The sequence below is a fragment of the Dyadobacter sp. CY327 genome (assembly GCF_021390415.1).
Taxonomy (GTDB): domain Bacteria; phylum Bacteroidota; class Bacteroidia; order Cytophagales; family Spirosomataceae; genus Dyadobacter; species Dyadobacter chenhuakuii.
The window spans coordinates 217521-238085 of the sequence record NZ_JAJUXJ010000006.1; the positions used below are offsets into that span (position 1 = coordinate 217521).

Annotated in this window: 15 protein-coding genes; 7 read left to right on the forward strand and 8 right to left on the reverse strand. The window is 45.9% G+C overall.

Annotation, left to right across the window (positions count from 1 at the left end; translation table 11 throughout):
* Positions 1-16: 16 nt before the first annotated feature.
* Together LZG74_RS16005 and LZG74_RS16010 are read right to left on the reverse strand one after the other, a co-directional pair.
* Positions 17-3361, reverse strand: a complete 3345-nt coding sequence (locus LZG74_RS16005; RefSeq protein ID WP_233797547.1) for a SusC/RagA family TonB-linked outer membrane protein — start codon at positions 3359-3361, stop codon at positions 17-19.
* Between the two features lie 137 nt (positions 3362-3498).
* Positions 3499-3717 carry a hypothetical protein gene (locus LZG74_RS16010; protein ID WP_233797548.1) on the reverse strand — a complete coding sequence of 73 codons (219 nt, stop codon included), beginning with the start codon at positions 3715-3717 and terminating at the stop codon, positions 3499-3501.
* 172 nt (positions 3718-3889) lie between these two features.
* On the opposite strand from LZG74_RS16010, the gene LZG74_RS16015 reads away from it, so the two are divergent.
* From LZG74_RS16015 to LZG74_RS16030, 4 genes are all read left to right on the forward strand, one after another.
* The gene (locus LZG74_RS16015) at positions 3890-5314 is read left to right on the forward strand and encodes a BamA/TamA family outer membrane protein (RefSeq protein WP_233797549.1); all 1425 of its coding nucleotides are present in this window, start codon (positions 3890-3892) and stop codon (positions 5312-5314) included.
* Positions 5315-5411: 97 nt separating this feature from the next.
* Complete coding sequence (locus tag LZG74_RS16020) at positions 5412-6023, forward strand: hypothetical protein (RefSeq protein WP_233797550.1); 612 nt, start codon at positions 5412-5414, stop codon at positions 6021-6023.
* Positions 6024-6028: 5 nt separating this feature from the next.
* On the forward strand, positions 6029-6736 hold the full coding sequence (locus tag LZG74_RS16025) for a peptidylprolyl isomerase (RefSeq protein WP_233797551.1): 708 nt from the start codon (positions 6029-6031) through the stop codon (positions 6734-6736).
* On the forward strand, positions 6736-7644 hold the full coding sequence (locus tag LZG74_RS16030) for an NAD(P)-dependent oxidoreductase (RefSeq protein WP_233797552.1): 909 nt from the start codon (positions 6736-6738) through the stop codon (positions 7642-7644). Before LZG74_RS16025 ends, LZG74_RS16030 begins: the two co-directional genes overlap by 1 nt.
* A 3-nt stretch (positions 7645-7647) precedes the next feature.
* Here the strand turns inward: LZG74_RS16030 and LZG74_RS16035 are convergent, their stop codons facing one another.
* The 5 genes from LZG74_RS16035 to LZG74_RS16055 form a co-directional block, all read right to left on the reverse strand.
* The gene (locus LZG74_RS16035) at positions 7648-8247 is read right to left on the reverse strand and encodes a Uma2 family endonuclease (protein WP_233797553.1); all 600 of its coding nucleotides are present in this window, start codon (positions 8245-8247) and stop codon (positions 7648-7650) included.
* Between the two features lie 77 nt (positions 8248-8324).
* Positions 8325-9971 carry an alpha-glucan family phosphorylase gene (gene glgP, locus LZG74_RS16040; RefSeq protein ID WP_233797554.1) on the reverse strand — a complete coding sequence of 549 codons (1647 nt, stop codon included), beginning with the start codon at positions 9969-9971 and terminating at the stop codon, positions 8325-8327.
* Positions 9972-10040: 69 nt separating this feature from the next.
* Positions 10041-10787, reverse strand: coding sequence for a hypothetical protein (locus LZG74_RS16045; protein WP_233797555.1), 747 nt, complete (start codon positions 10785-10787; stop codon positions 10041-10043).
* A 93-nt stretch (positions 10788-10880) separates the two neighbouring features.
* Entirely contained in the window at positions 10881-11447 is a 567-nt protein-coding gene (locus tag LZG74_RS16050; RefSeq protein ID WP_233797556.1) for a hypothetical protein, read from the reverse strand.
* Positions 11448-11599: 152 nt separating this feature from the next.
* Positions 11600-12364 carry a DUF1080 domain-containing protein gene (locus LZG74_RS16055; RefSeq protein ID WP_026628728.1) on the reverse strand — a complete coding sequence of 255 codons (765 nt, stop codon included), beginning with the start codon at positions 12362-12364 and terminating at the stop codon, positions 11600-11602.
* Positions 12365-12556: 192 nt separating this feature from the next.
* On the opposite strand from LZG74_RS16055, the gene LZG74_RS16060 reads away from it, so the two are divergent.
* The 3 genes from LZG74_RS16060 to LZG74_RS16070 all read left to right on the forward strand — a co-directional run bounded on the left by LZG74_RS16060 (position 12557) and on the right by LZG74_RS16070 (position 19081).
* Entirely contained in the window at positions 12557-14401 is a 1845-nt protein-coding gene (locus LZG74_RS16060; protein ID WP_233797557.1) for a family 16 glycoside hydrolase, read from the forward strand.
* A gap of 29 nt (positions 14402-14430) precedes the next feature.
* Complete coding sequence (locus LZG74_RS16065; RefSeq protein WP_233797558.1) at positions 14431-16365, forward strand: c-type cytochrome; 1935 nt, start codon at positions 14431-14433, stop codon at positions 16363-16365.
* 175 nt (positions 16366-16540) lie between these two features.
* Positions 16541-19081: a hybrid sensor histidine kinase/response regulator gene (locus tag LZG74_RS16070; RefSeq protein ID WP_233797559.1), complete on the forward strand. Its 2541-nt coding sequence runs from the start codon at positions 16541-16543 to the stop codon at positions 19079-19081.
* Here LZG74_RS16070 and LZG74_RS16075 read toward each other — a convergent pair.
* Positions 19069-20439, reverse strand: coding sequence for a sigma-54 dependent transcriptional regulator (locus LZG74_RS16075; protein WP_233797560.1), 1371 nt, complete (start codon positions 20437-20439; stop codon positions 19069-19071). The genes LZG74_RS16070 and LZG74_RS16075 overlap by 13 nt on opposite strands.
* Between the last annotated feature and the right edge of the window lie 126 nt (positions 20440-20565).

Genomic DNA, 20565 nt, shown 5'->3' on the forward strand with positions numbered 1-20565 from the left:
GAGCAAAAGGATCTGATCAGAAATCGAAATTGAGCTTAAATCCAAAAGGGATAGTCCAAGGCATCACGTTCTGTCTTTCAATTCCCTGGCGGAAGCCTCCTTTGTTGGGATCAGCCCAAAATGCACGCTCAGGATCGATGCCGATTTTTGAAGCGGTCCATAGCATAATGTTCCTGGTGTACAGCGAAAGGTTCGCATTTCTCACAACCCCGAAAAGGTTTGGAATCTTGTAAGACAATGTTACTTCGCGCAACTTCACAAATGATGCATCGAATGTAACCTGCTGGTTGAAGCTCCACGGATACACAGCCGTGATAGGCAGATATTTGGTGCCTGCTCCACCCAGCCACTCGTGGTACTCCCCAGCCTCATCCTGCCAGACACCCGGAATAAATGCTCCGTCACCATCTGGTCCGAAACCACCTGTTGCAGCCGTATGCCCTCCTACTCTCGGGAAATTTCCGTTTTGCGGGATAATGTATTTTTCAGGATCTGATTTCAGCAAGGCAACCAGCTCGTCGGGGCTATATTGGCTTCCCGGGATCAGGTTGTCGATCTGGCGTTGTGATTTCCAGTCAGATTCGCCATAGCGATACGTGAATGACATAAACTCACCGCCTTGTCTCCAATCGAAGCTTAATCCCAGGGAGAATCTTTTGTAAGTCAGATTAGCCTGCATACCCACCAGAAAATCAGGATTGTAGTTACCCACTTTCACATTATTTTCACGACCACCCAGGCTCTGCCAGTCCATATCCCCGCCTTCGCCATCATAAGCAATGATCGGCCAGCGATAATAAGGAGAAGCTTTGTCCTGAACAGTAGCAAACCCGCGGCTGTACATGTTGCCGATTTGCTCCCCTACGAATGTGTAAGCACCCGCTCCGTTCTCTCCCCATTGTTCAAAATACGGGAAGTTTGGTGCCAATTCTTTAACAGTAACACGGTTACGGCTGAAATTAGCATTCAAATCCAGGCTCCACCCGCCTCTGTTGCTGATAGGCGTTCCACCCAGCCCGATTTCCCAGCCACGGCTCACCAGCTTGCCAGCATTGATGTTTTTGCTCGCATAACCCGTCGAAGGTGCCATCGGAACGCTGAAAATCTGGTTCGTATTAGCTCTGTCATAATAAGTAATGTCGAATCTCAAACGGTTATTGAACAAGTTCAGGTCAATTCCACCTTCTGTTGACGTCGCGATTTCCGGAAGTAATGCAGGGTTCAGCAAGTTTTCGCCCAGATTTGCCGTTACCAGGTCTCCCCAGTTTCCTGTTCCGAGGTTTGGATACAATTGATAAGGATCTGTATCATTACCCACCTGCGCCCATCCTCCGCGGAGTTTTAGTAACGAAACTGCCGACGGCATATTAAATGTCGTGCTCGCCAACCAGCTCAATGATGCGGATGGATAAAAATAAGAGCGGTTGCTTTCGGGCAATGTACTCGACCAGTCATTCCGCGCAGTCAGATCAAGATAAAGCTGATCTTTAAAACCAATTGAACTCAAAGCATATAAGCTGTAAATGGCTTTCTTAAAACTGCCGTTCCCGACGACCCTGTTACCAACCGGAATGTTGGAAATGTTATACAGTCCAGGAACAGAAAGGTCCCTGCCGCCCAGATTTGAGGTGTTTTGGTGTTGCTGCATAATGTTACCACCACCCGAAATGCTGATATCAAAATCGCTGGCCTTTATGGTTTTGGTGATCAGGAAATCAGCATTGCTTTCATTGCGACCAATGTTTTCAAGATAGTAACCGCCTTTTGCCATGCTTTTGTAGCTCCATGGAATTTTGGTTTCACGGTCTTCATCAAACATGTCATGCGAGTAACGCGCGAAGGCGGTCAAACCCTCGGCAATCGTCCAGTCGAGCTTAACATTTCCGTACAAACGATCGCGTGTATACGCATTGGTTAAATGTTTGGCAAGAAAATAAGGATTGTCCGTTTCGCCTTTTGCTACGGTCATTTGCTCTATTTCTTCCAGGCCCGGTTTCCACACTCCTTTCAGATCCTCAATGTTGTAACTAGGCGAGTAATAAACAGCTTGCAGCGGGTTTCCGTCTCTTTCGGAAGTTTGCGGACGGCTGTTTGAGCTGGAACGAACGAAATTGATATTCGTGCTTAGTTTCAGATTTTTAGCCATATCAAATGTTCCTGCCAGCGACAACCCATTCCGGTAAAGGTCCGAATTAGGGATCAGGCCCCGGTTGATCATATTGTTATAGGAAACCCGGTAAGTCGATTTATCGGTGGAACCCGAAACCGTGAGGTTATTGGTTGAAGTAATTCCTGTCTGCAGGAAGTTCTTCATATTGTCTTTGTGAGATCTCAGCTCAGTCGGGATCGGATTTCCTTTGTCATCCAGCGGGCTGTTCCATTGCACTTCCTTATTACCGGCATCCAGCGGCAAACCGCCCCAGTATGCGGATGATTCGTCCAACTGGAAAGGTCTTTCACCATTTGCGTATTTATAATGCAGATCCAGATATCTGTAAGGTTTTTCAAATACATTGGAAGTGGAAAAAGAAACACCAAGCCCCTTGCCTTTCTTACCAGATTTTGTTGTGATCAAAATAACGCCATTACCAGCCCTGGAACCATAAAGTGCTGCCGCGCTGGGACCTTTCAGCACAGACATGCTTTCAATATCGTCGGGGTTAATGTCCGAAATAGCATTGCCATAATCGACTTTGTTGCCGCTTCCTTTTTCACTTACGTTAGCAAGGCTGTTGGCCAGCGGCACGCCATCCACAACAAATAAAGGCTGGTTATTTTTCAATGAAGCCGCTCCCCTGATCACAATGCTGATCGAAGAACCGATACCGCTCGTCTGATTAATAGAAACCCCTGAAACGCGGCCGGAAAGTGAAGTAAGCACGTTTTCATTGGCCACATTGGCAATATCCTTGGCTTCAACTTTGCCTACATTATAACCCAGTGAACGCTTATCTCTTTTTATACCAAGGGCAGTAACAACCGCTTCCTGCAATGTCGCTACGTTCTCTTCAAGGACCACATCCACCACACTTTTTCCCTGAACGGCTACTTCAATTGAGTTGAATCCAATGTAAGAAAACACAAGGACTGCATTATCACCGTCGGCATCAATGGAGTACGTTCCGGCAGCGTCGGTTGTGGTTCCAACCTGGGTGCCTTTCACGAGCACGTTAACACCGGGAACAACGGCACCGTCCACGGCAGATGTCACGGTTCCGCGAATCCGGGCTACGGATTGGTCCTTCGCGGCGCTGACAGGTTTTTCACCCGCTACGACCGGCGCGTCCTTTCCGGTAAAAAGCAGCACGGTGAGCAAACACCAAAGCACGCACCGCATATTAATGATAGAGATTGAATTCATAATCTTTGAATTTTAGGTGATTGTCATAAGTCATGATAACAGGAGAAAAGTCTTCGTGAAATGGCTTTAAATTCGGGTCATTTTTGGGGATAAATACAGTTTAAATGTGTTTCAGATACATTACTTGGGAGATTTGCTTAAGTACTATCGTTTTTGCCGGGAGCATGCCCGTTCCGGCTGTTGCCGTTCGGCTGATTTTGTTGGAGCAGATAGTCGAAGTAAATTTCCAGCGCGTCGGAATATTTTTGCTGGTCTGTTTCACTGTTAATGCCTTCCAGCAATTCGGACAGTTCTTCCCCTGTGAGTTTGTTACTGATCAGTTTATTAATCAAAGTTTCAGCCCGGGAAAGTGACATAGTAATAGCTGTTAAGTCTTTGTAGGATACTCACTGAGTTTATGAAAAGACTATCCCGATTATATGTTTTTTTAAATGCACCGTTATGTGAATTGAGATAACCTTATTTTTACCGAATATTCACCAAATTCAAGGAAAGTATCGTTTCTATGACGAAACCTGGCAGTGACGAATGAACCTTAAAAGACACTATAAGAAGATATACTTTCCGCTATTCGTATTCCTTTTTATTCAAATCGCTAACGCGCAAACAGTTGCAACCGACACTGCCGGAACAATCGTTGTGGGCGACATGCTTGTGGAAGGAAATCACCGCACAAGGGCCGGCATTATCCTGCGCGAAATGGCCATTAAAACCGGCGATACGCTGAGTACCGCATTGCTGGCAGAAACCCTCGAAATTGACCGCAGGAAAATCGTCAACACCAATTTGTTCATCACCGTAGACCTGATCCCGAAAAGCAATCCGGACTCGATCCGGACAGACATCAGAATTGTGGTGAAAGAGCGATGGTATCTCATTATTGTTCCCGTTTTCCAGCTTGCAGACCGCAATTTCAACGAATGGTGGTATGAACGAAAACGCGATCTGTCGCGCACAACTTATGGCGTATATATGAGCTACGGTAATGTTACCGGCCGTGCGGATAAGCTGCGCTTTCTTGCGGAGTTTGGTTTTATTCCAAAATTCGAGGTTGCCTACACTTTGCCCTACATTGACAAGGCGCAAAAAACGGGCATCACGCTGGGCTCTTCTTACTCGATTAACAAAACGACGGCATTCAGGACATGGCGGGATAAGCTGCAATACTTTAATAGTGAAGACATTAACCGGGAAAGATTCTATTCCTATGTGAGCATTAGCCGCCGGAATAAATATTACACATTCCATACTGCCGATCTGCGGTGGAGTTACAGCAAGATCTCCGACACCATTGCCGCTTTGAATCCGAATTATCTGTTAAAAGGACGAACAATCCAGCGCTACTTTCAGCTTACCTATTCATTCAGCTACGACAAGCGCGATAATGTTCAGTATGCATTGCGGGGGCAAACGCTTGGGTTACAAATTTCGAAGATCGGCCTTTTACCAACCGACGACGTTAATATGACCTATTTTTATGGCTCCTACCGAAAATACATCCCGATTTCTAAAAGGTGGTATTTCAATACAGGCGTCCGGGGAAGGGTTTCCTTGCCAAAGCGACAGCCATATCTGCAAACGATCGGGCTCGGTTACCGGAACGATCTCGTGCGTGGATATGAGCTTTATGTGGTTGACGGACAGGATTATGCATTGCTGAAAAATGAATTGAAATACAAACTCTTCTCATTTCAGAAACACTTTTCCTTTATTCCGATCAAACAGTTCAACACACTTCCTCTGGCCGCCTACCTGAACACTTTCGCAGATGCCGGTTATGTTAAAAACAGTTATCCCGAACTCAGTAACACGCGGCTGGGCAACTCGATGCTCTATGGCGCCGGTGCCGGCCTCGATATTGTTACTTTTTACAATATACTGGCGCGATTCAACCTTACGCTGAACGGAAAAGGCGAGCGGAGATTCTTTTTCAACGTTTCCCGCGAATTTTGAAATCGTTTTCAAAATTGTCAAATATGGCTACATTGCAGCATTATAAGGCCTTTTCGGAAAAGAAGGCACGACTATTGTAACACTTATACTAAACTGAATGAAAAAAACCTCTACACGCATGAAAAGTTTCAAAACCGGGTTTGCAGCTGTCTTTTTTGCATTGGCAATCTCAGGATGTGACACCAAAACAAACGAGCAATCCGAAGCGGCAACCGACTCGGTGAAGGTGGAAGCGCCAGCGGAGAATGATCTCAACAGCGATCAATCTGCATTGCTGCAAACAATCTTGGGCACCGATAAGGCGGAAGGAACCGTGCTTCGGGGCATTTCTTTCGGTGACCCGATCAGTAAGGTCAAAGCTTCAGAAAATTTCGAAATGTTTGAAGAAACGGCGGATCATTTGGGATACACGGCTGAGACTCCGCAGCTGGAAACCATTGACGTACAATATTTTCTAACGCCCGACAAAAAGGTGAACAGGATCACCGTCGACGTTTATCTGAACAGTCCGGAAGCCACAAAGCAGCTCTGGAATGCAGGAAAAAATTACTTCACGAAGGATTATGATGCACCTAAGGAAGAACCTAATAAGGTTACCTGGAACAAGAAATCTGTTCGGGTTAATATGGAAGATGTTTCAAAAGGGAAGGATTACGGGTTAAAATTCCAGTTTGTCCCAACCGATAAAAATGTACTCGCGGCAAAATAAAATTTATGAAAACCAAAAAAGCATTAGTTCTGGCGTTCCTATGCCTGTTTTCTGTGGGTGTTTTTGCCCAAAAGAGCTCTAAAAAAGATGATGTTGTAACGATCAAAACGGATCTGGGGACAATCAGGGTGATCCTGTTTGACGAAACACCAAAGCACAAAGCCAATTTCCTTAAACTGACAAAAGATAAATTTTACGACGGTTTGCTTTTCCACCGCGTCATAGATGACTTTATGATCCAGGGCGGCGATCCAAATTCAAGAAATGCCAAGCCCGAAGATATGCTCGGAAAAGGTGATAATGGCTACAAAATCCCTGCCGAATTCAGCCCCAAGCTGTTTCACCAGAAAGGCGCATTAGCCGCAGCACGTGACAATAATCCAGCCAAAGAATCCAGCGGATGCCAGTTTTACATTGTGCAGGGCCGGAAATGGAGCAAAAATGACCTTAACAAGCAGGCCGCCCGTGCTGCCAGAAAGCTAACTGATTCCCAAAGAAAAGTTTACGAGGAAATCGGCGGAACACCGCATTTGGATGGCTCTTACACGGTTTTTGGGCAGGTTATCGACGGAATGGAAGTGATCGACAAGATTGGCGCCGTGGAAAAAGATGAACGCGACAGACCAGAGAAAAATGTGTCTATGAACATGTCTGTCAAGAAAATGAAGAAGAAAAAGATCACCAAGAAATACGGCTGGCAATACGAAGCTTAATGCAAAAAAAACGAATACTGATCACCGGCTCCAACGGGCTGCTCGGGCAAAAACTGGTGGATTTATTAGCTGGAAACGAGCAATATGAAACATTCGCCACTGCCAAAGGCGAAAATCGGCTGAGCGTCTCGGAAGGTTATCATTTCCGCGAAATGGACGTAACTGATGCTGTGCAGGTGGATGAAGTGCTTACGGAGGTAAAACCTGAGGTTATCATTCACACAGCCGCCATGACCAATGTGGATCAATGTGAAATGGAGAAGGATGCCTGCTGGAAACTGAATATTACGGCAGTTGAAGTCCTGATAGCGGCCTGTAAAAAGCATAACATTTTCCTGGAACACGTTTCCACAGACTTCATTTTTGACGGCACTTCCGGGCCATACAAAGAAGAAGACGAGCCTAACCCGATCAGTTTTTATGGTTGGAGCAAATATGCCGCAGAAAAAGCTGTAATGCATTCCGACATTCAATGGGCCATTGCCCGGACTGTGCTGGTTTACGGCATAGCGCACGATATGAGCCGGAGCAACATTATTCTCTGGGTTAAAAAATCATTGGAAGAAGGTAAGGCAATCAAGGTTGTTACGGATCAATTCCGGACGCCGACCCTGGCCGAAGACCTTGCTATGGGATGTTATTTGATTGCAGATCAGCGCGCAGAAGGTGTTTTTCACATTTCGGGAGCGGATTTTCTAACACCTTATGAAATGGCCATCATGGCAGCCGATTACTTTTCGTTAGACAAATCACTCATTTCCCCCACCGACGCATCATCATTCACCCAACCAGCCCGCCGCCCGCCACGAACCGGTTTTGACCTAAAAAAATCCCGGAATATACTTGGCTACGAACCGCATACATTCCGGGAAGGAATCGCTTTGGTGGCAAAGCAGATTGGGCATTAATGCTTAGGATTGATCGATCAATGAGAGATCGAGCATAAAGCCAGGAAATAATGGATCGCCCGAGAGCGGAGTGTTGAAACTATTAATGTGCTCAATCTCTCTGCCGCTTCTGTAAATCGAAACGCGTTCTTTGAAACGGTCAATAAGCCACGCAAGCTGGCAGCCATTATCTATATATTCCTGCATTTTATCCTGTAAATATCTCAGACTATCTGATTTTGAGCGAACCTCAATAATAAAGTCAGGGCAGATCGGTGCAAACCTTTCCTTGTCTTTCGCTGATAATGCATCCCATTTATTTCGTGGAATCCATGACAAATCAGGAGACCTTACAGCGCCATTAGGAAGCGTAAAACCTGTGGAGGAATCAAATAATCTTCCTTGGATTTTACCTGCCGCTAGCCACGCTCCAACTTCCAAGAGAATATCTGTGTTAAAACTGCCTGTTGAAGTTCCTGTCGGTGACATAAGAATGATATTGCCATGTTTGTCCCGCTCCAAGTTCAGCATATCGTTCATCTGGCAGAACCTGAAGAACTCATCTTCGCTCATGATGTCCCCCACTTTGAAGGTCACGGGCATTGTGATCAGTGATGTATCCATGATGAGTAAGTTTAAAGGCAGCAATTTACAAATACTATAACGTTTATTGAATCCCTTAGATTTCCCGTAACGACCGCTTAATAAAGCTTTTCATAATACTCCCGCGCCATACGATCTGAGTTGAATTCAATGCTGACATCGTTCATGCTGTTGAGCACCATCTGCTGCCATTTTGATTGGTTGGCATAGTAAGTTGGAATGACCGATGTTTCCAGCTTTTGCATGAGATTATCGCAATCCTGCTTGTTGATATCATCCCCTTCTGCCACGGGCAGCAGAAATGAATTCTCACCATCCTTCGAAAATTCGCAAATCCAGCCGTCAAATGTCGACAGGTTCAGGGAAGCGTTCATAGCCGCTGTCATTCCACTGGTCCCCGAAGCCTCACGGGTAACGACAGGTGTGTTAAGCCATACATCCGAGCCGTCTTTCAGCAACTTGGAAAGTGCCAGCTCGTAACCCGTTAGCACCGCCATATTGGAATAATGATGGCTTGTATAAAACAGCTTGTTGAAAGTGTCAATCGCGCCCTCATCCTTCGGGTAAGGCTTTCCGGCCCAGATCACCTGCACGGGCTGTTCCTTATTTTCCATGATTTTCTTAAAGCGTTCCAAGTCCCAGATAAGCATATCCGGCCTTTTATAAGCTGCAAATCTGCGGGCCCAGACAATGGTCAGCACATTGGGGTCGAATATTTTACCGCATTGATCAGCCACTGTTTTGAACAAAACCCTTTTCAGCTCTTTTTTTCGGGCAGAAATCCTTTCTGAACCCTTTGCTATCCGTGCGCTTTCCAATTCGCTATCAACCCAATAAGTGTTGTTCTGCGCATTCGTAATGTGGCCGATCTCTGCAATGTTCTTATGTGATTTCCACATGTTTCGTGACACTTCGCCGTGGAGCTTGGAGACACCATTGGCCTTTCTGCTCATGCTCAATGCCGCCAGCGAGTGGTTGAATGTGTCGCCTTTTATGTTACTGATTTTTCGGACCGTGTCCAGATCCAGACCTGAGAAAAATCCGAGATTTTCAAGAAAGTGAATGTCGTGCTTTTCATTTCCTGCTTCCTCGGGAGTGTGCGTTGTAAAAACAACGCGCTTCTTCACCTCAGCCACTTTTTTGAGTTTCTTGAATAAATGAAAAATCCCCGAAACACCGTGCGCTTCATTAAAATGATACACCTGAGGTTCATAGCTCAGTTCTTCCAGAAGACGCGCTCCGCCGATGCCCAGCACCATGCACTGCGCCACTTTGTAGGTTACATCCGCATCGTATAAGGAATAGCTGATTGCCCGCGTGGTATCGTCGTTGCCGTCGGTGTCCGTGGTTAGCAGAAATAACGGGGCAGATTGAAAAACATCCGGCGGCAGATAATACGCTGCAATCCAGACATCCTTGCCCATGATCGGAACCTGAAAGCGGATTTTTGTATCTACCAGAAATGAATACATTTTCTCATGAAACTCAGGCTGCATACTGCCGTCCTTTGTCCTGCCCTGATCGTAATAACCGTATTTCCAGAGCATTCCTACGCCTATAAGGTTCTGCTTCAACGCATATACGCTACGCATGTGCGAGCCTGCAAGGAAGCCCAGACCACCTGAATAGATTTTCAGCGCCTGATCAACGGCAAACTCCATTGAGAAATAAACAACTGATTTTTTGTATTTGTTATCCGGACTAAATGGATGCTTATAAGGAATTGAAAATGTTTGTTGTGACATTAAAAGGCAGATTATTAGTGAAACCTGCCAGCATAGATCCGACAGGTTTTAAAGCATTTTTTCCCCAAATCACTTCCCGAACAATCTTGCCCAGAAGCCTCTGGCTTTTGTTTTGGTTTCATCATATTTCTCCGAGGCAACTTCCTTTGCTTCCCTGAGTTCACTGGCGGCTTTGGCCCTCAGCTCTTCCGTTCTCTGCTGCGCTTCGGCCAGTTTTTCGGCTGCAATGGCTTTGGTTTCTTCAAATGCTTCGTTAAGATCTTCTCTGAGGTCCTCGTATCTGTCAACAGCCGCATCTTTAATGTCTTCATACTTTTCAGTGGCTGCTTCTTTGAAATCTTCTGCTTTTTCGCTCAGGTCAGAAAAAATCTCTTCTGCTTTTACTCTTCCGGCGGCAATGTTCAGCTCGACTTCGTTTTGTAACTGTTCCGTTTTTTGCGAGAAGCCTGATTTCACTTCCTCAGCATCTGCTTTTACCTCCTCCACTTTATCTTCTGCTGCGGCTTCCAATTCCAGCGCTTCGTCTATGGTTCGGTCGGCTGTCGATTCGCCCGCGGCTTTCAGATCGTCAAGTGTTTCGTAAACCTCCGACTTGATTCCGTCTGCTGCCACACCGGCTTCCTGAATTTCCTCTTCCGCTATTGTTTCCAATTCATCCGCTTTGTCTGTCTCAAACAATTCTGCGTCCTCATTTATTTCCTCCGCCTGATCCACGATCTCCTCCTTTTCCTCAGCAGCTTGCTCTTTCAGCTCTTCAACTTTCTTTTGAAGCGATTCTGTCACCTCTTCGGGTGTGGGTTTTTCGTTTTCGGCCATTGGGAAAAGAATTTTAAGGTGAAAAATATGTAACAGTTGATTTCGAAAGCTACAAAGGAGTTGGCAACGTTGCAAGGAACTATTCAGCTTGTACTACTCTAACCTTCTAACCATCAATTTTTTAATAAGCTCATAAAACGGCTCAGGCTGCATCGTACGCCAGTTATTGAGCTGCAATGTCCCCCCGAAATTGATATAGTAATCGAGCCTGAATTTGTTCCATTGCTCCTCCACATGCTCTCTGAAATTTACCGCAGCGATCCAGCCGTCTTCCACATCGTCAAACCATTCGGCATAGTAATCATCCTCGCTTCCATGAAAGTCCAGAACATTCTCACCCATCAGAATAAACTGGTTAATGCCTTGATCCACAAGCGGGTCGACAACCTGTCTTTTAAAAAACATAATGTCATTATGCAACGCATCATTCCACTCTCCAAACATTTCGATCACTGCGTAACGCTTCGTATAATCGGCAAAAAGGATCTTTACATACAGCGTTTCGGAGCCGATTTCGTCCCATAACGGATGGATGTAATAGCCGTAAATCGCATTTTCGTAATAATCCAGATTGTAGGTCCTGCCATGGAACGGCGATTTTTCGTCATGGCTGGCTATATAATGTTTTTCCCAATTGTAATAAGGCTCTATCTCCTGCATGACATTGAATTCTTAACGCAAATGATAAACTAATATAACGATAACAGAACAAAAAAAATGGCTTAAACAGTCTGTTAAACCATTTAAGCCATTAAAATATTATACCTGAATTCAGCCGTGCCCGAAGCACCTGCCGCCGGATCGCCTGCTGCTTACAGCTCGCGGATCCAGATGTTGCGGAAACTCGTTGTATTGTTATGGTCCTGTAACTTGATCGGGCCTTTTCCGTGTGGCTCGATCGTTGGCTGGCCTACATAAGGAGTTGTTCCCTGGATCATGGTGTGATTTTGAACCAAAACACCATTATGGATCACCGTAATGTATGGAGGAATCGTCATTTGACCATCCTTATTGAAATGCGGCGCTGTGTAAACAACGTCGTAAGTCTGCCATTCACCTGGACCTACGGTTGCATTCACAAGCGGCATGGTTTGCTTATAGATAGATCCGGCTTGTCCGTTGGAGTAAGTTGGGTTGTTATAGCTGTCCAAAACCTGCAATTCATAAATGCCCTGCATAAAAATACCGCTGTTACCACGTCCCTGGCTGTTGCCTTCTACTTTCGCAGGTGTACGCCATTCAATGTGCAGCTGGTAATCTCCGAAAGTCTGCTTGGTTTGTATATCACCTGATTTGGGTGCAACGGTCATTGCTCCATCGCCAACGGTCCAGGGCGCAGCGGCTTTGCCATCTTTGCCTGAAACCCATGCATCCAGATTTTTTCCATCAAATAAAACGATTGCGTCCGAAGGCGCAGTAAAACCGGAAACAGCCGTCGACGGTTTACCAGGCGTTACAACGCGGGGAACCGGGCTCCAAAGTTCACTCGATTCAGGCGTTTGCTTAGCAGGTTGCAGCTGGGCATGTGCAGCAAATGCCGTTGCAAGGCTGAACGCGGTTAGGATTAGTTTTTTCATTTTAAAAAATAACTTTTTGGACTAATTACTATTGAAATAATATCAAAACACAACATTAGGTAAAAAGCATTAACAAACGCGGTTCTCACCTAATTAAATGTAATATTTTGGATTCTTATCACGTAATTTGCACCCGCGTCGACCGATGGCCGGGCAGCATTTTAAATAAACCGATACAAGCTTACTTCACGTATGTTTAGAATTAACCGTTCTCTTTTCCAACTTCTTGCAGGTGGGATTGCTGCATTTGCTATGCAATCCGCTTATGCACAGCAGCCTATCCCTTTAAACGACCTGAGTGCGTTCACTACCAAATCCGACAACTGGAAGATCGTCGGTAATGCAGCAGCTGATATTTCCAAAGAAAATGTACTGATCACGACACCCGGAAAAGGTGTGCTGGCTTGTACACACGAAAAAGGAAAATACGGCAACCAATATGAACTGATCTCCAATTTCAAGCACGGCGATCTGGACATTGAGCTTGATTTTATGCTGACCAAAGGATCTAATTCCGGAATCTACTTGCAAGGCAACTACGAAGTGCAGCTTTTTGACAGCTGGGGTAAAAAAACGGCCAAGTACAATGATAACGGCGGAATTTACGAGCGTTGGAATGATTCAAAACCCGAAGGCGAAAAAGGTTATGAAGGTTATGCGCCGCGTTTCAATGTGGCCAAAGCACCCGGATTATGGCAAAACATTAAGATTTCCTATCAGGCGCCCCGCTTTGATGCAAACGGAAAAAAAACTGCCAATGCAGTATTTCTTTCAATCGTGCTGAATGGCGTTACGATCCATGAAAATGTAGAAGTAAGCGGCCCTACCCGCGGTTCATTAACCGGCGAAGATGTGGCGATGGGCCCGATCCGCATTCAGGGTGACCACGGATCATTGGCTATCAAGAACATTGTGATCAATAATTTTGATAAAAAGCCGGGAACGTTATCGGAGCTGACTTACAAGACTTACTATGGTGCTTTGTCCGAAACAGAGGACCTTTCTAAAATGACAGCCGCTGAGACAGGCAAAGCAGAAGCGCTGAGCTGGGAAATACTGAAAGAGAACAATAATTACTCTTACGTATATACTGGTCGCTACAATGCCGCTACGGATGGCGATTACAACTTCAAGTTACAGGCTTCCGGAAATTCATACTTGAAGATCGACGGAAAATATGTGATCGATGCCCAATGGAAGTCCAACAACGAATTCCGTGAGGGAAAAGTGAATCTGAAAGCGGGTGACCATACCATTGAAATATTCAATAACAAAAAAGATGGCTGGATGCGCCCGGTTCTTGGTCTTTGGGTGAGCGGACCTGGTTTCAGGGAAATTGCTTACCATACCAAAAGCTCTGCCATGGCTGGCGGCGTTAATGACCCGATCCTGATCTCTGCCGGAACAAACAATGTTACCCGGAGCTTTATGGATTTCAAAAAAGGCAAAGAAAAAAGACAGCGTGTGGTGCATGCAGTTTCGGTGGGAAGCCCTACTAATCTGCATTACACTTACGACCTGGACAAAGGTGCCGTTTTGCAGGTTTGGCGCGGTGAATTCCTGGATGCAACGCCGATGTGGCACGACCGCGGCGACGGATCTTCCCGTCCAAGAGGAAGCGTGACGCTATTGGGCAATGATATGGTCCTTGGCAAATCGGCAAAAGGAAAATGGCAGGCCGACACAACCGGCAGCGGTTACCGCCCGAAAGGCTATGTTCTGGACGACCAGGACGTTCCTACTTTCCAATATCAGGCATTTGGATCGGCTGTAACAGATTACATTTCCGTAGTGAATAACCAATATTTCGAGCGGATTATTAAGGTAAACAATCCCTCAAAAGACCTGGTTGCCAGACTGGCTGACGGATCGAACATTGAAAAAGTGGCAGACGGACTTTATGCAGTTGACAACAAGTCGTACTACATCCAACTGGCTGATAAAAGTGTTAAACCTGAGATCAGAAGCGCTGACGGCGCGCAGGAATTATTGGTGCCGGTTACAAATGGTGAAGTGAAATATTCGATCCTGTTCTGATTCAAAATCCTTATAGACATTCATATATAATGAAAAAAATTGCTCAAATAGCGTTTGCTCTTCTGGCAACGATTTCAATGCTGAAAGCACAGGAATCACCCAAAGAAGAAGACTTTTACAAAATCGTCACCCCGCCCATTCCAGAAGGCATTATCCTTGAAGTGGGTGGATTAACGACCATGCCAAACGGCTCACTGGCCATTTCCACACGCCGCGGAGAGGTCTGGATCGTGGATAACCCGACCAGCCGGACGCCTTATTTCAGAAAGTTCGCGACTGGTCTGCATGAAATTCTTGGCCTTGCTTACAAAGAAGGTGCATTATACTGCGCACAACGCGGCGAGCTTACCAAGCTGGTTGATAAAAACGGCGATGGCAAAGCGGATGTTTACGAAACCGTTTACGCATGGCCATTATCCGGACATTATCATGAGTATTCTTTCGGGCCTAAACTGGCACCGGACGGAAGCTTTTTTGTGAGTGGTAACGTGGCTTTTGGTGACGAAGAATGGTGGAGAGGCGAAAGCCGTGTGCCTGGCCGTGGCTGGATCTTTCACATTACCAATGACGGAAAATTCGAACCATATGCAACCGGCGTACGCTCTCCTGCGGGAATCAGCATGCTCGATGGCGAGCTGTTCTATACAGACAACCAGGGCGACTGGATGGGAACGGGCGGAATTTTTCAGGTTAAAAAAGGAGGCTTCATGGGCCACCCGGCTGGTTTGAAATGGGCTGCCGGCACACCCGTGAAACTTACAGAAAAGCAATTCTTCGCTGAGCGCGACAACCGCCAGAATAAAGACGACAAAGGACGGGCGATCAAGCCTGAAAACACAGGCAACGAAACGCCGCAGTTCCTTTATCAGCTGAAAGAAAAATACGATATGGTGCAGCTTCCGGCTGTTTGGCTTCCATATGGTGTGCACGGTGTTTCTACATCAGAACTGATTTTGGATAATACTCAAGGCAATTTCGGACCGTTTACAGGACAGGTTTTCGTGGGCGACCAGGGACAAAGCAACATTATGCGTATTGTTCTGGAAAAAGTAAAAGGTGAATATCAAGGTGCGAGCATTGGCTTCCGCAGCGGTTTCCAGTCGGGCGTTTTGCGTATGGCTTTTGATAAAGACGGTTCTATGTTCGTAGGTGAAACAAACCGCGGATGGGGTTCGGCCGGAGATGCTAACCAGGGTTTGCAGCGCTTGGTATGGAATGGTAAAATGCCATTTGAAATGTACACAGTGAAGGCTCAGCCGGATGGTTTTGAAATAGAATTCACAATGCCGGTTGATCGTAAATCTGCGGAAGATCTTGATTCTTATAATGTGAGCAGCTATTTGTACAAACATTACCCTGTTTACGGAAGCCCTCCGATCGATACGAAGGAAGTGAAAGTAGTGGGTGTAAAGGTTTCTGATGATGCCAAAAAAGTGAGAATCGTATTGGATGGCATGCGTCAGTATTATGTGCACAAAATCCAGCTGGAAGGCGTTCGTGCTGCTACAAACAGCTGGTCGCTCGTTCATACGGATGCTTACTACACATTGAACAACATTCCTGACGGAGAGAAATTGAAAGTTTCTGACCTGAAAACGACCAGATCAGGAAAAGCGGCTGCTTCGGTTGCTGCACCTGAAAAAGAGCACGTTTCTCCGGATGGAAAAGGCAAAGCAACTACCGGCAAAGCCGCAGCCGTGAAAGTGCCTACGTTTGCAGAGGTAAAACCGCTTTTGGAAAAAAATACATGTCTGGCTTGCCACGCTGCCGACAAGAAGGTGGTTGGACCATCTTACCTGGATGTTGCCAAACGCAAATACAGCAATGAAAAGATCGTTGATCTGATCTATCATCCAAAACCTGAAAACTGGCCGGATTATGCAACGCCAATGCCTCCTATGCCGCAGGTTTCAAAGTCTGATGCAATGAAAATTGCTTCATGGATTAATTCCCTTGCAAAATAATAAACCTGCATTTCGCAGCTGCGGGGTGCATTTTGAAATACGCTTGGAAAGGCTGCCCAAATATGCGGGGCAGCCTTTTTTTCGTTATATTCACATTCTAAATCAGACAGATGCAGCTGAATTGCACCTTTTACGATTGTAAATTCGTTAAAGACATTGCATACTACATTCCGATATGTCCGCTCTTCGTGACCTTTTTTTCCTAAAATCAGTTAAAGGCAAAGTCTTGCTGGGATTTCTGCTGGCGTCGCTGGCATTGGGCACGTCGTGGATTATCAGTAAGGAGGCATTTGAAGATATGCTGATCAAGCTGGAAGTAATGTCTACGCCGAATGATAAGCTTCGGCTGGTCAATAAAGTTTTTAAAAACATCATTCAGCTCAACCATTTACAAAACACACGCACATTAAAAGGGGAAGAAAAAAACGAACAGGTTTTAGCGCAATCCAAAGAGCTCATTGCAACGCTGGATTCGCTGAGCAATATGAGCCTGGACGACCACCTTCAGATCATTCGCATTGACTCTATGAAAAGCCTGCTGAATGAGCGGGAAAAAATTTATGGAAAGTATGTGAAAGTCCGCTCCAAGCTGGTCAATAACAAGGATCTGGAAGAAGAAGTAAAATCCATTTCCGGGCTGATCACTACAAAACTGAAACCGGATAGCACGGTTGTAAAAACGGAAAAACGAACGACTACAACGACCGTTTACACGGAGTTACCTGACTCTTTACAGCAAGCGAGCGAGAAAAAAGGGTTTTTTAACCGGGTGTTTGGCGGTTCGAAAAAAGCAAAGAAAAACGCCCCTCCGCCACCAGCGAAAGTGGTCCAGAAACAGGAAGTGAATGTGCAGGTCGATACAATTACCGTTGCCCAGGAGGATAGCACCATTGAAAAAGTGGGCGAAGCGGTGCACGCCATTGAAAAATCACAAAAAATCAGGACAACCAGCTTTGTAGACCGGGAGCAGGAACTTGCCACAGCAGGCAATTCACTCGTGCAGCAATTGTTGGATGTAATGCAGGAAGTGGAAGCAGAAGTGCTGAAAGAATCCAATCTGGAAGGTTCCAGGTCGAAAAACATTGTGACCGGCAGCATTAATACATTGGAGTATATCATGCTGGGATTCTTTTTCCTGACTGCGATGCTTTCCTATCTCATTTTTACGGACATTACCCAAAGCAACGCCTATCGCAGCCAGCTCGAAGAAGCCAAAGAGGAAGCCGAATATCACAGCATGGCCAAACAGCGGTTTTTATCCAATATGAGTCATGAGATCCGCACGCCGCTGCAATCCATTATAGGTTATACCGAAGCATTAAAAAAGGACGAAAAACCGAAACGACAGGATCTGGAAACGTTGCATTCGGCATCAGAGCACCTGCTGCATCTGGTCAACGAAGTCCTGGATTACAGCCGCATTATCTCGGATCGGTTTACTTTTGAGGAACGGACTTTCGCTATTAATCCTTTGCTCAATGAAGTCGTTCAGATGCTGCGGCCAACGGCGGTTTCGAAAGGACTTTTATTGCAATTTGAAAACGGGCTTTCTCCAAAACTCTATCTGAACGGCGATCCGTTCAGGCTGCGCCAGGTCCTTTACAACCTGCTTACAAACGCTATCAAATTCACCGAAAGCGGCGAGGTGGTATTGCGGGTTACAGGTTTTGAGAGTGACAGCGATCTTGAAATTGAATTTCAGATCTCGGATACCGGCATCGGCCTATCGCCGGAACAAGTTCAGCGCGTGTTTAACCAATTTGAACAAGCCGATCCTTCCATATCACGTAAATATGGCGGCACAGGTCTGGGCCTTAGCATTGTAAAAGCGTTGGTTGAAGGCATGTCGGGCAAGATTAAAGTCAAAAGCACACTCGGGAAGGGCACGACTTTTTTTGTAACCACCCGTATGAAAAAAGCTGAAACACTGGAAATAACGCCCGAGGAAGCGGACAACAGAAATTATAATGTGGTCGGAAAAGTATGGCTCGTCGACGATGATGCCTTTATCCTGAAATGGTGTTCGTCCGTTTTGGACAGGAACGGCATTCCGCATACATGTTTTTCTTCAGCAGAGGAGGTTTTGAGCCGTCCGTGGGATCCGCAGGTGAAGTTTGTGCTTACAGACATGCGTATGCCTGGCATGAACGGCGCAGAACTTTGCAAACGCCTCCGCCAATCTGCTTCCGGGAGCACTAAATTCTTCGTACTTACCGCGCAAGCGCTTCCTGAGGAGCGAAAAGGCTTGCTAGGGATGGGATTTGACGGATACTTAATGAAACCTTTCCATTCCAATGAACTGCTGGAACTGCTGGAAGCCTCGTCCACAAAAGCCGAAGTTCCGGAAAAAACCGTGATCGAAAACTCCGAAACGGCGCTTGATTTTACATCATTGAATGAAATGACTTTTGGTGATGAAAGCCTGCTCCGGGAAATTCTGGAACAATTTGTAAAGGATTCGAGAAAGGATGTAAGCGATCTGGACAGTTACATCCAAAACAACGACCTGGACAAAGCGCAGGAACTCATGCATCGCCTGGCCGGCCGCACGGGGCAAATAGGCGCCCGCGAGCTTTCGGCCAAGCTCCGTCAATATGAAGTCGCTTTACGGGAAGACCCTTCTAAAATTTCAATCGCGGAAATGCAGCAGGTTGTGAAAAACGCTGCCATTGTGGTTGAGCAGGTTGAGGAAAGGGCCCTGGCTTACTCAATATGATATTTTTCTATCTTGTAATAAAGCGTTTTCCTGTCGATGTTTAACAGTTTCGCAGCTTTGCTCTTATTGTAGCGCACTTCCTGCAAAACCTTCTCGATCATCTCCTTTTCATGTGTTTCCTGCAAAGCTTTCAGATCTGAGCCCGTTGGCTTTTGCTGATCTTCCAGAGCGGTGATCATTTCTGCGGGCAACGCGCTTAATGTGGCTACTTCTTCTTTCGAGAGCAACACCAGGCGCTTGATGACATTGTTCAGCTCACGCAAATTCCCCGGCCAGTCGTATTTATGGAAAACATCCATTACTTCTTTGGACAGTTCGCGCACATTCCTGCCTAATTCCTCGTTCGCTTTGTCTACAAAATGTTGAATAAATATGCCCAGGTCCTCGCCTCTTTTTCTCAGCGCAGGAACTTCTATCTTAAATTCGTTTAATCTATGATAAAGATCTTCACGGAAATCGCCATTCGCCGCGCTGGTCATCAGGTCCTCATTGGTGGCTGCGATCAACCGCACATCTACCTTAATCTGCTGCGTAGCGCCAATCGGCACAATGATACGCTCCTGCAATGCGCGTAAAAGCTTGATCTGAACGTCATATCCAAGATTACCAATCTCATCCAGGAATAATGTGCCGCCATCGGCTGCCTCAAACTGCCCGATCTTATCTTGCAATGCACCGGTAAATGCGCCTTTTTTGTGACCAAAAAGTTCGCTCGCAGCCAGTTCCTTGGATAATGACCCGCAATCAATCGCTACAAACGGCCCGTTACTACGTTTGCTCATCTTATGGATCGATTTGGCGACATGCTCTTTTCCTGTGCCGCTTTCCCCCTGGATAATCACCGACATATCCGTTGGCGAAACCAATCGAACGTATTCGTAAAGCTGCTTTGAAATCTTGCTTTTCCCTTCAATGAATTCCAGCGATTGCTTGTCGGCTTTCGCATTGACCTTCGTTTTTGGAGTCGCCTTTGTATCTGTTGATTCGGCTTTGTTAAGTGCTTCTCGCAGTACCATAAGCAGTTCCTCCGGGTTAACCGGCTTGGTTATGTAATCAAAAGCACCGATCTGCATGGCTGTAACAGCAGTACGCACATCGTGAAAACTTGTCATGATGAATGCAGCAGTACGGTTTCCTTCACTTCTCAGTGCTTTTAGAAAATCGACCGAATTACCATCCGGAAGACGATAATCCAGCATTAACACTTCAAACGGTTCTTCGCTATCGCTACTTTTCAGTGCTTCTCTTGCTTCTTTGATATTTGAACAGACTTTAACCGAATGGCCATGCTTACCAAGGAAATTACTTAGCAGCTTTGAGAATGTAGTATCGTCTTCTACGAGGAGCAGGTGGGCCATGGGTTTTCTGATTATCAAAAATAAATACTAACTAACGAGCAGGGGAAATGTAAAATTATAAAAACAAACGCCAAAAGCCGGATAAATGTCCGGCTTTTCATTTTGAGCTAATAAATATAACGTGCA

Coding starts and splice junctions, on each gene's coding strand:
- LZG74_RS16005 (WP_233797547.1), bottom strand. CDS start 3,361: ATGAATTCAATCTCTATCATTAATATGCGGTGCGTGCTTTGGTGTTTG.
- LZG74_RS16075 (WP_233797560.1), bottom strand. CDS start 20,439: ATGGCCCACCTGCTCCTCGTAGAAGACGATACTACATTCTCAAAGCTG.
- glgP (WP_233797554.1), bottom strand. CDS start 9,971: ATGTCACAACAAACATTTTCAATTCCTTATAAGCATCCATTTAGTCCG.
- LZG74_RS16055 (WP_026628728.1), bottom strand. CDS start 12,364: ATGAAAAAACTAATCCTAACCGCGTTCAGCCTTGCAACGGCATTTGCT.
- LZG74_RS16065 (WP_233797558.1), top strand. CDS start 14,431: ATGAAAAAAATTGCTCAAATAGCGTTTGCTCTTCTGGCAACGATTTCA.
- LZG74_RS16035 (WP_233797553.1), bottom strand. CDS start 8,247: ATGGATACATCACTGATCACAATGCCCGTGACCTTCAAAGTGGGGGAC.
- LZG74_RS16070 (WP_233797559.1), top strand. CDS start 16,541: ATGTCCGCTCTTCGTGACCTTTTTTTCCTAAAATCAGTTAAAGGCAAA.
- LZG74_RS16045 (WP_233797555.1), bottom strand. CDS start 10,787: ATGGCCGAAAACGAAAAACCCACACCCGAAGAGGTGACAGAATCGCTT.
- LZG74_RS16030 (WP_233797552.1), top strand. CDS start 6,736: ATGCAAAAAAAACGAATACTGATCACCGGCTCCAACGGGCTGCTCGGG.
- LZG74_RS16015 (WP_233797549.1), top strand. CDS start 3,890: ATGAACCTTAAAAGACACTATAAGAAGATATACTTTCCGCTATTCGTA.
- LZG74_RS16010 (WP_233797548.1), bottom strand. CDS start 3,717: ATGTCACTTTCCCGGGCTGAAACTTTGATTAATAAACTGATCAGTAAC.
- LZG74_RS16025 (WP_233797551.1), top strand. CDS start 6,029: ATGAAAACCAAAAAAGCATTAGTTCTGGCGTTCCTATGCCTGTTTTCT.
- LZG74_RS16020 (WP_233797550.1), top strand. CDS start 5,412: ATGAAAAAAACCTCTACACGCATGAAAAGTTTCAAAACCGGGTTTGCA.
- LZG74_RS16060 (WP_233797557.1), top strand. CDS start 12,557: ATGTTTAGAATTAACCGTTCTCTTTTCCAACTTCTTGCAGGTGGGATT.
- LZG74_RS16050 (WP_233797556.1), bottom strand. CDS start 11,447: ATGCAGGAGATAGAGCCTTATTACAATTGGGAAAAACATTATATAGCC.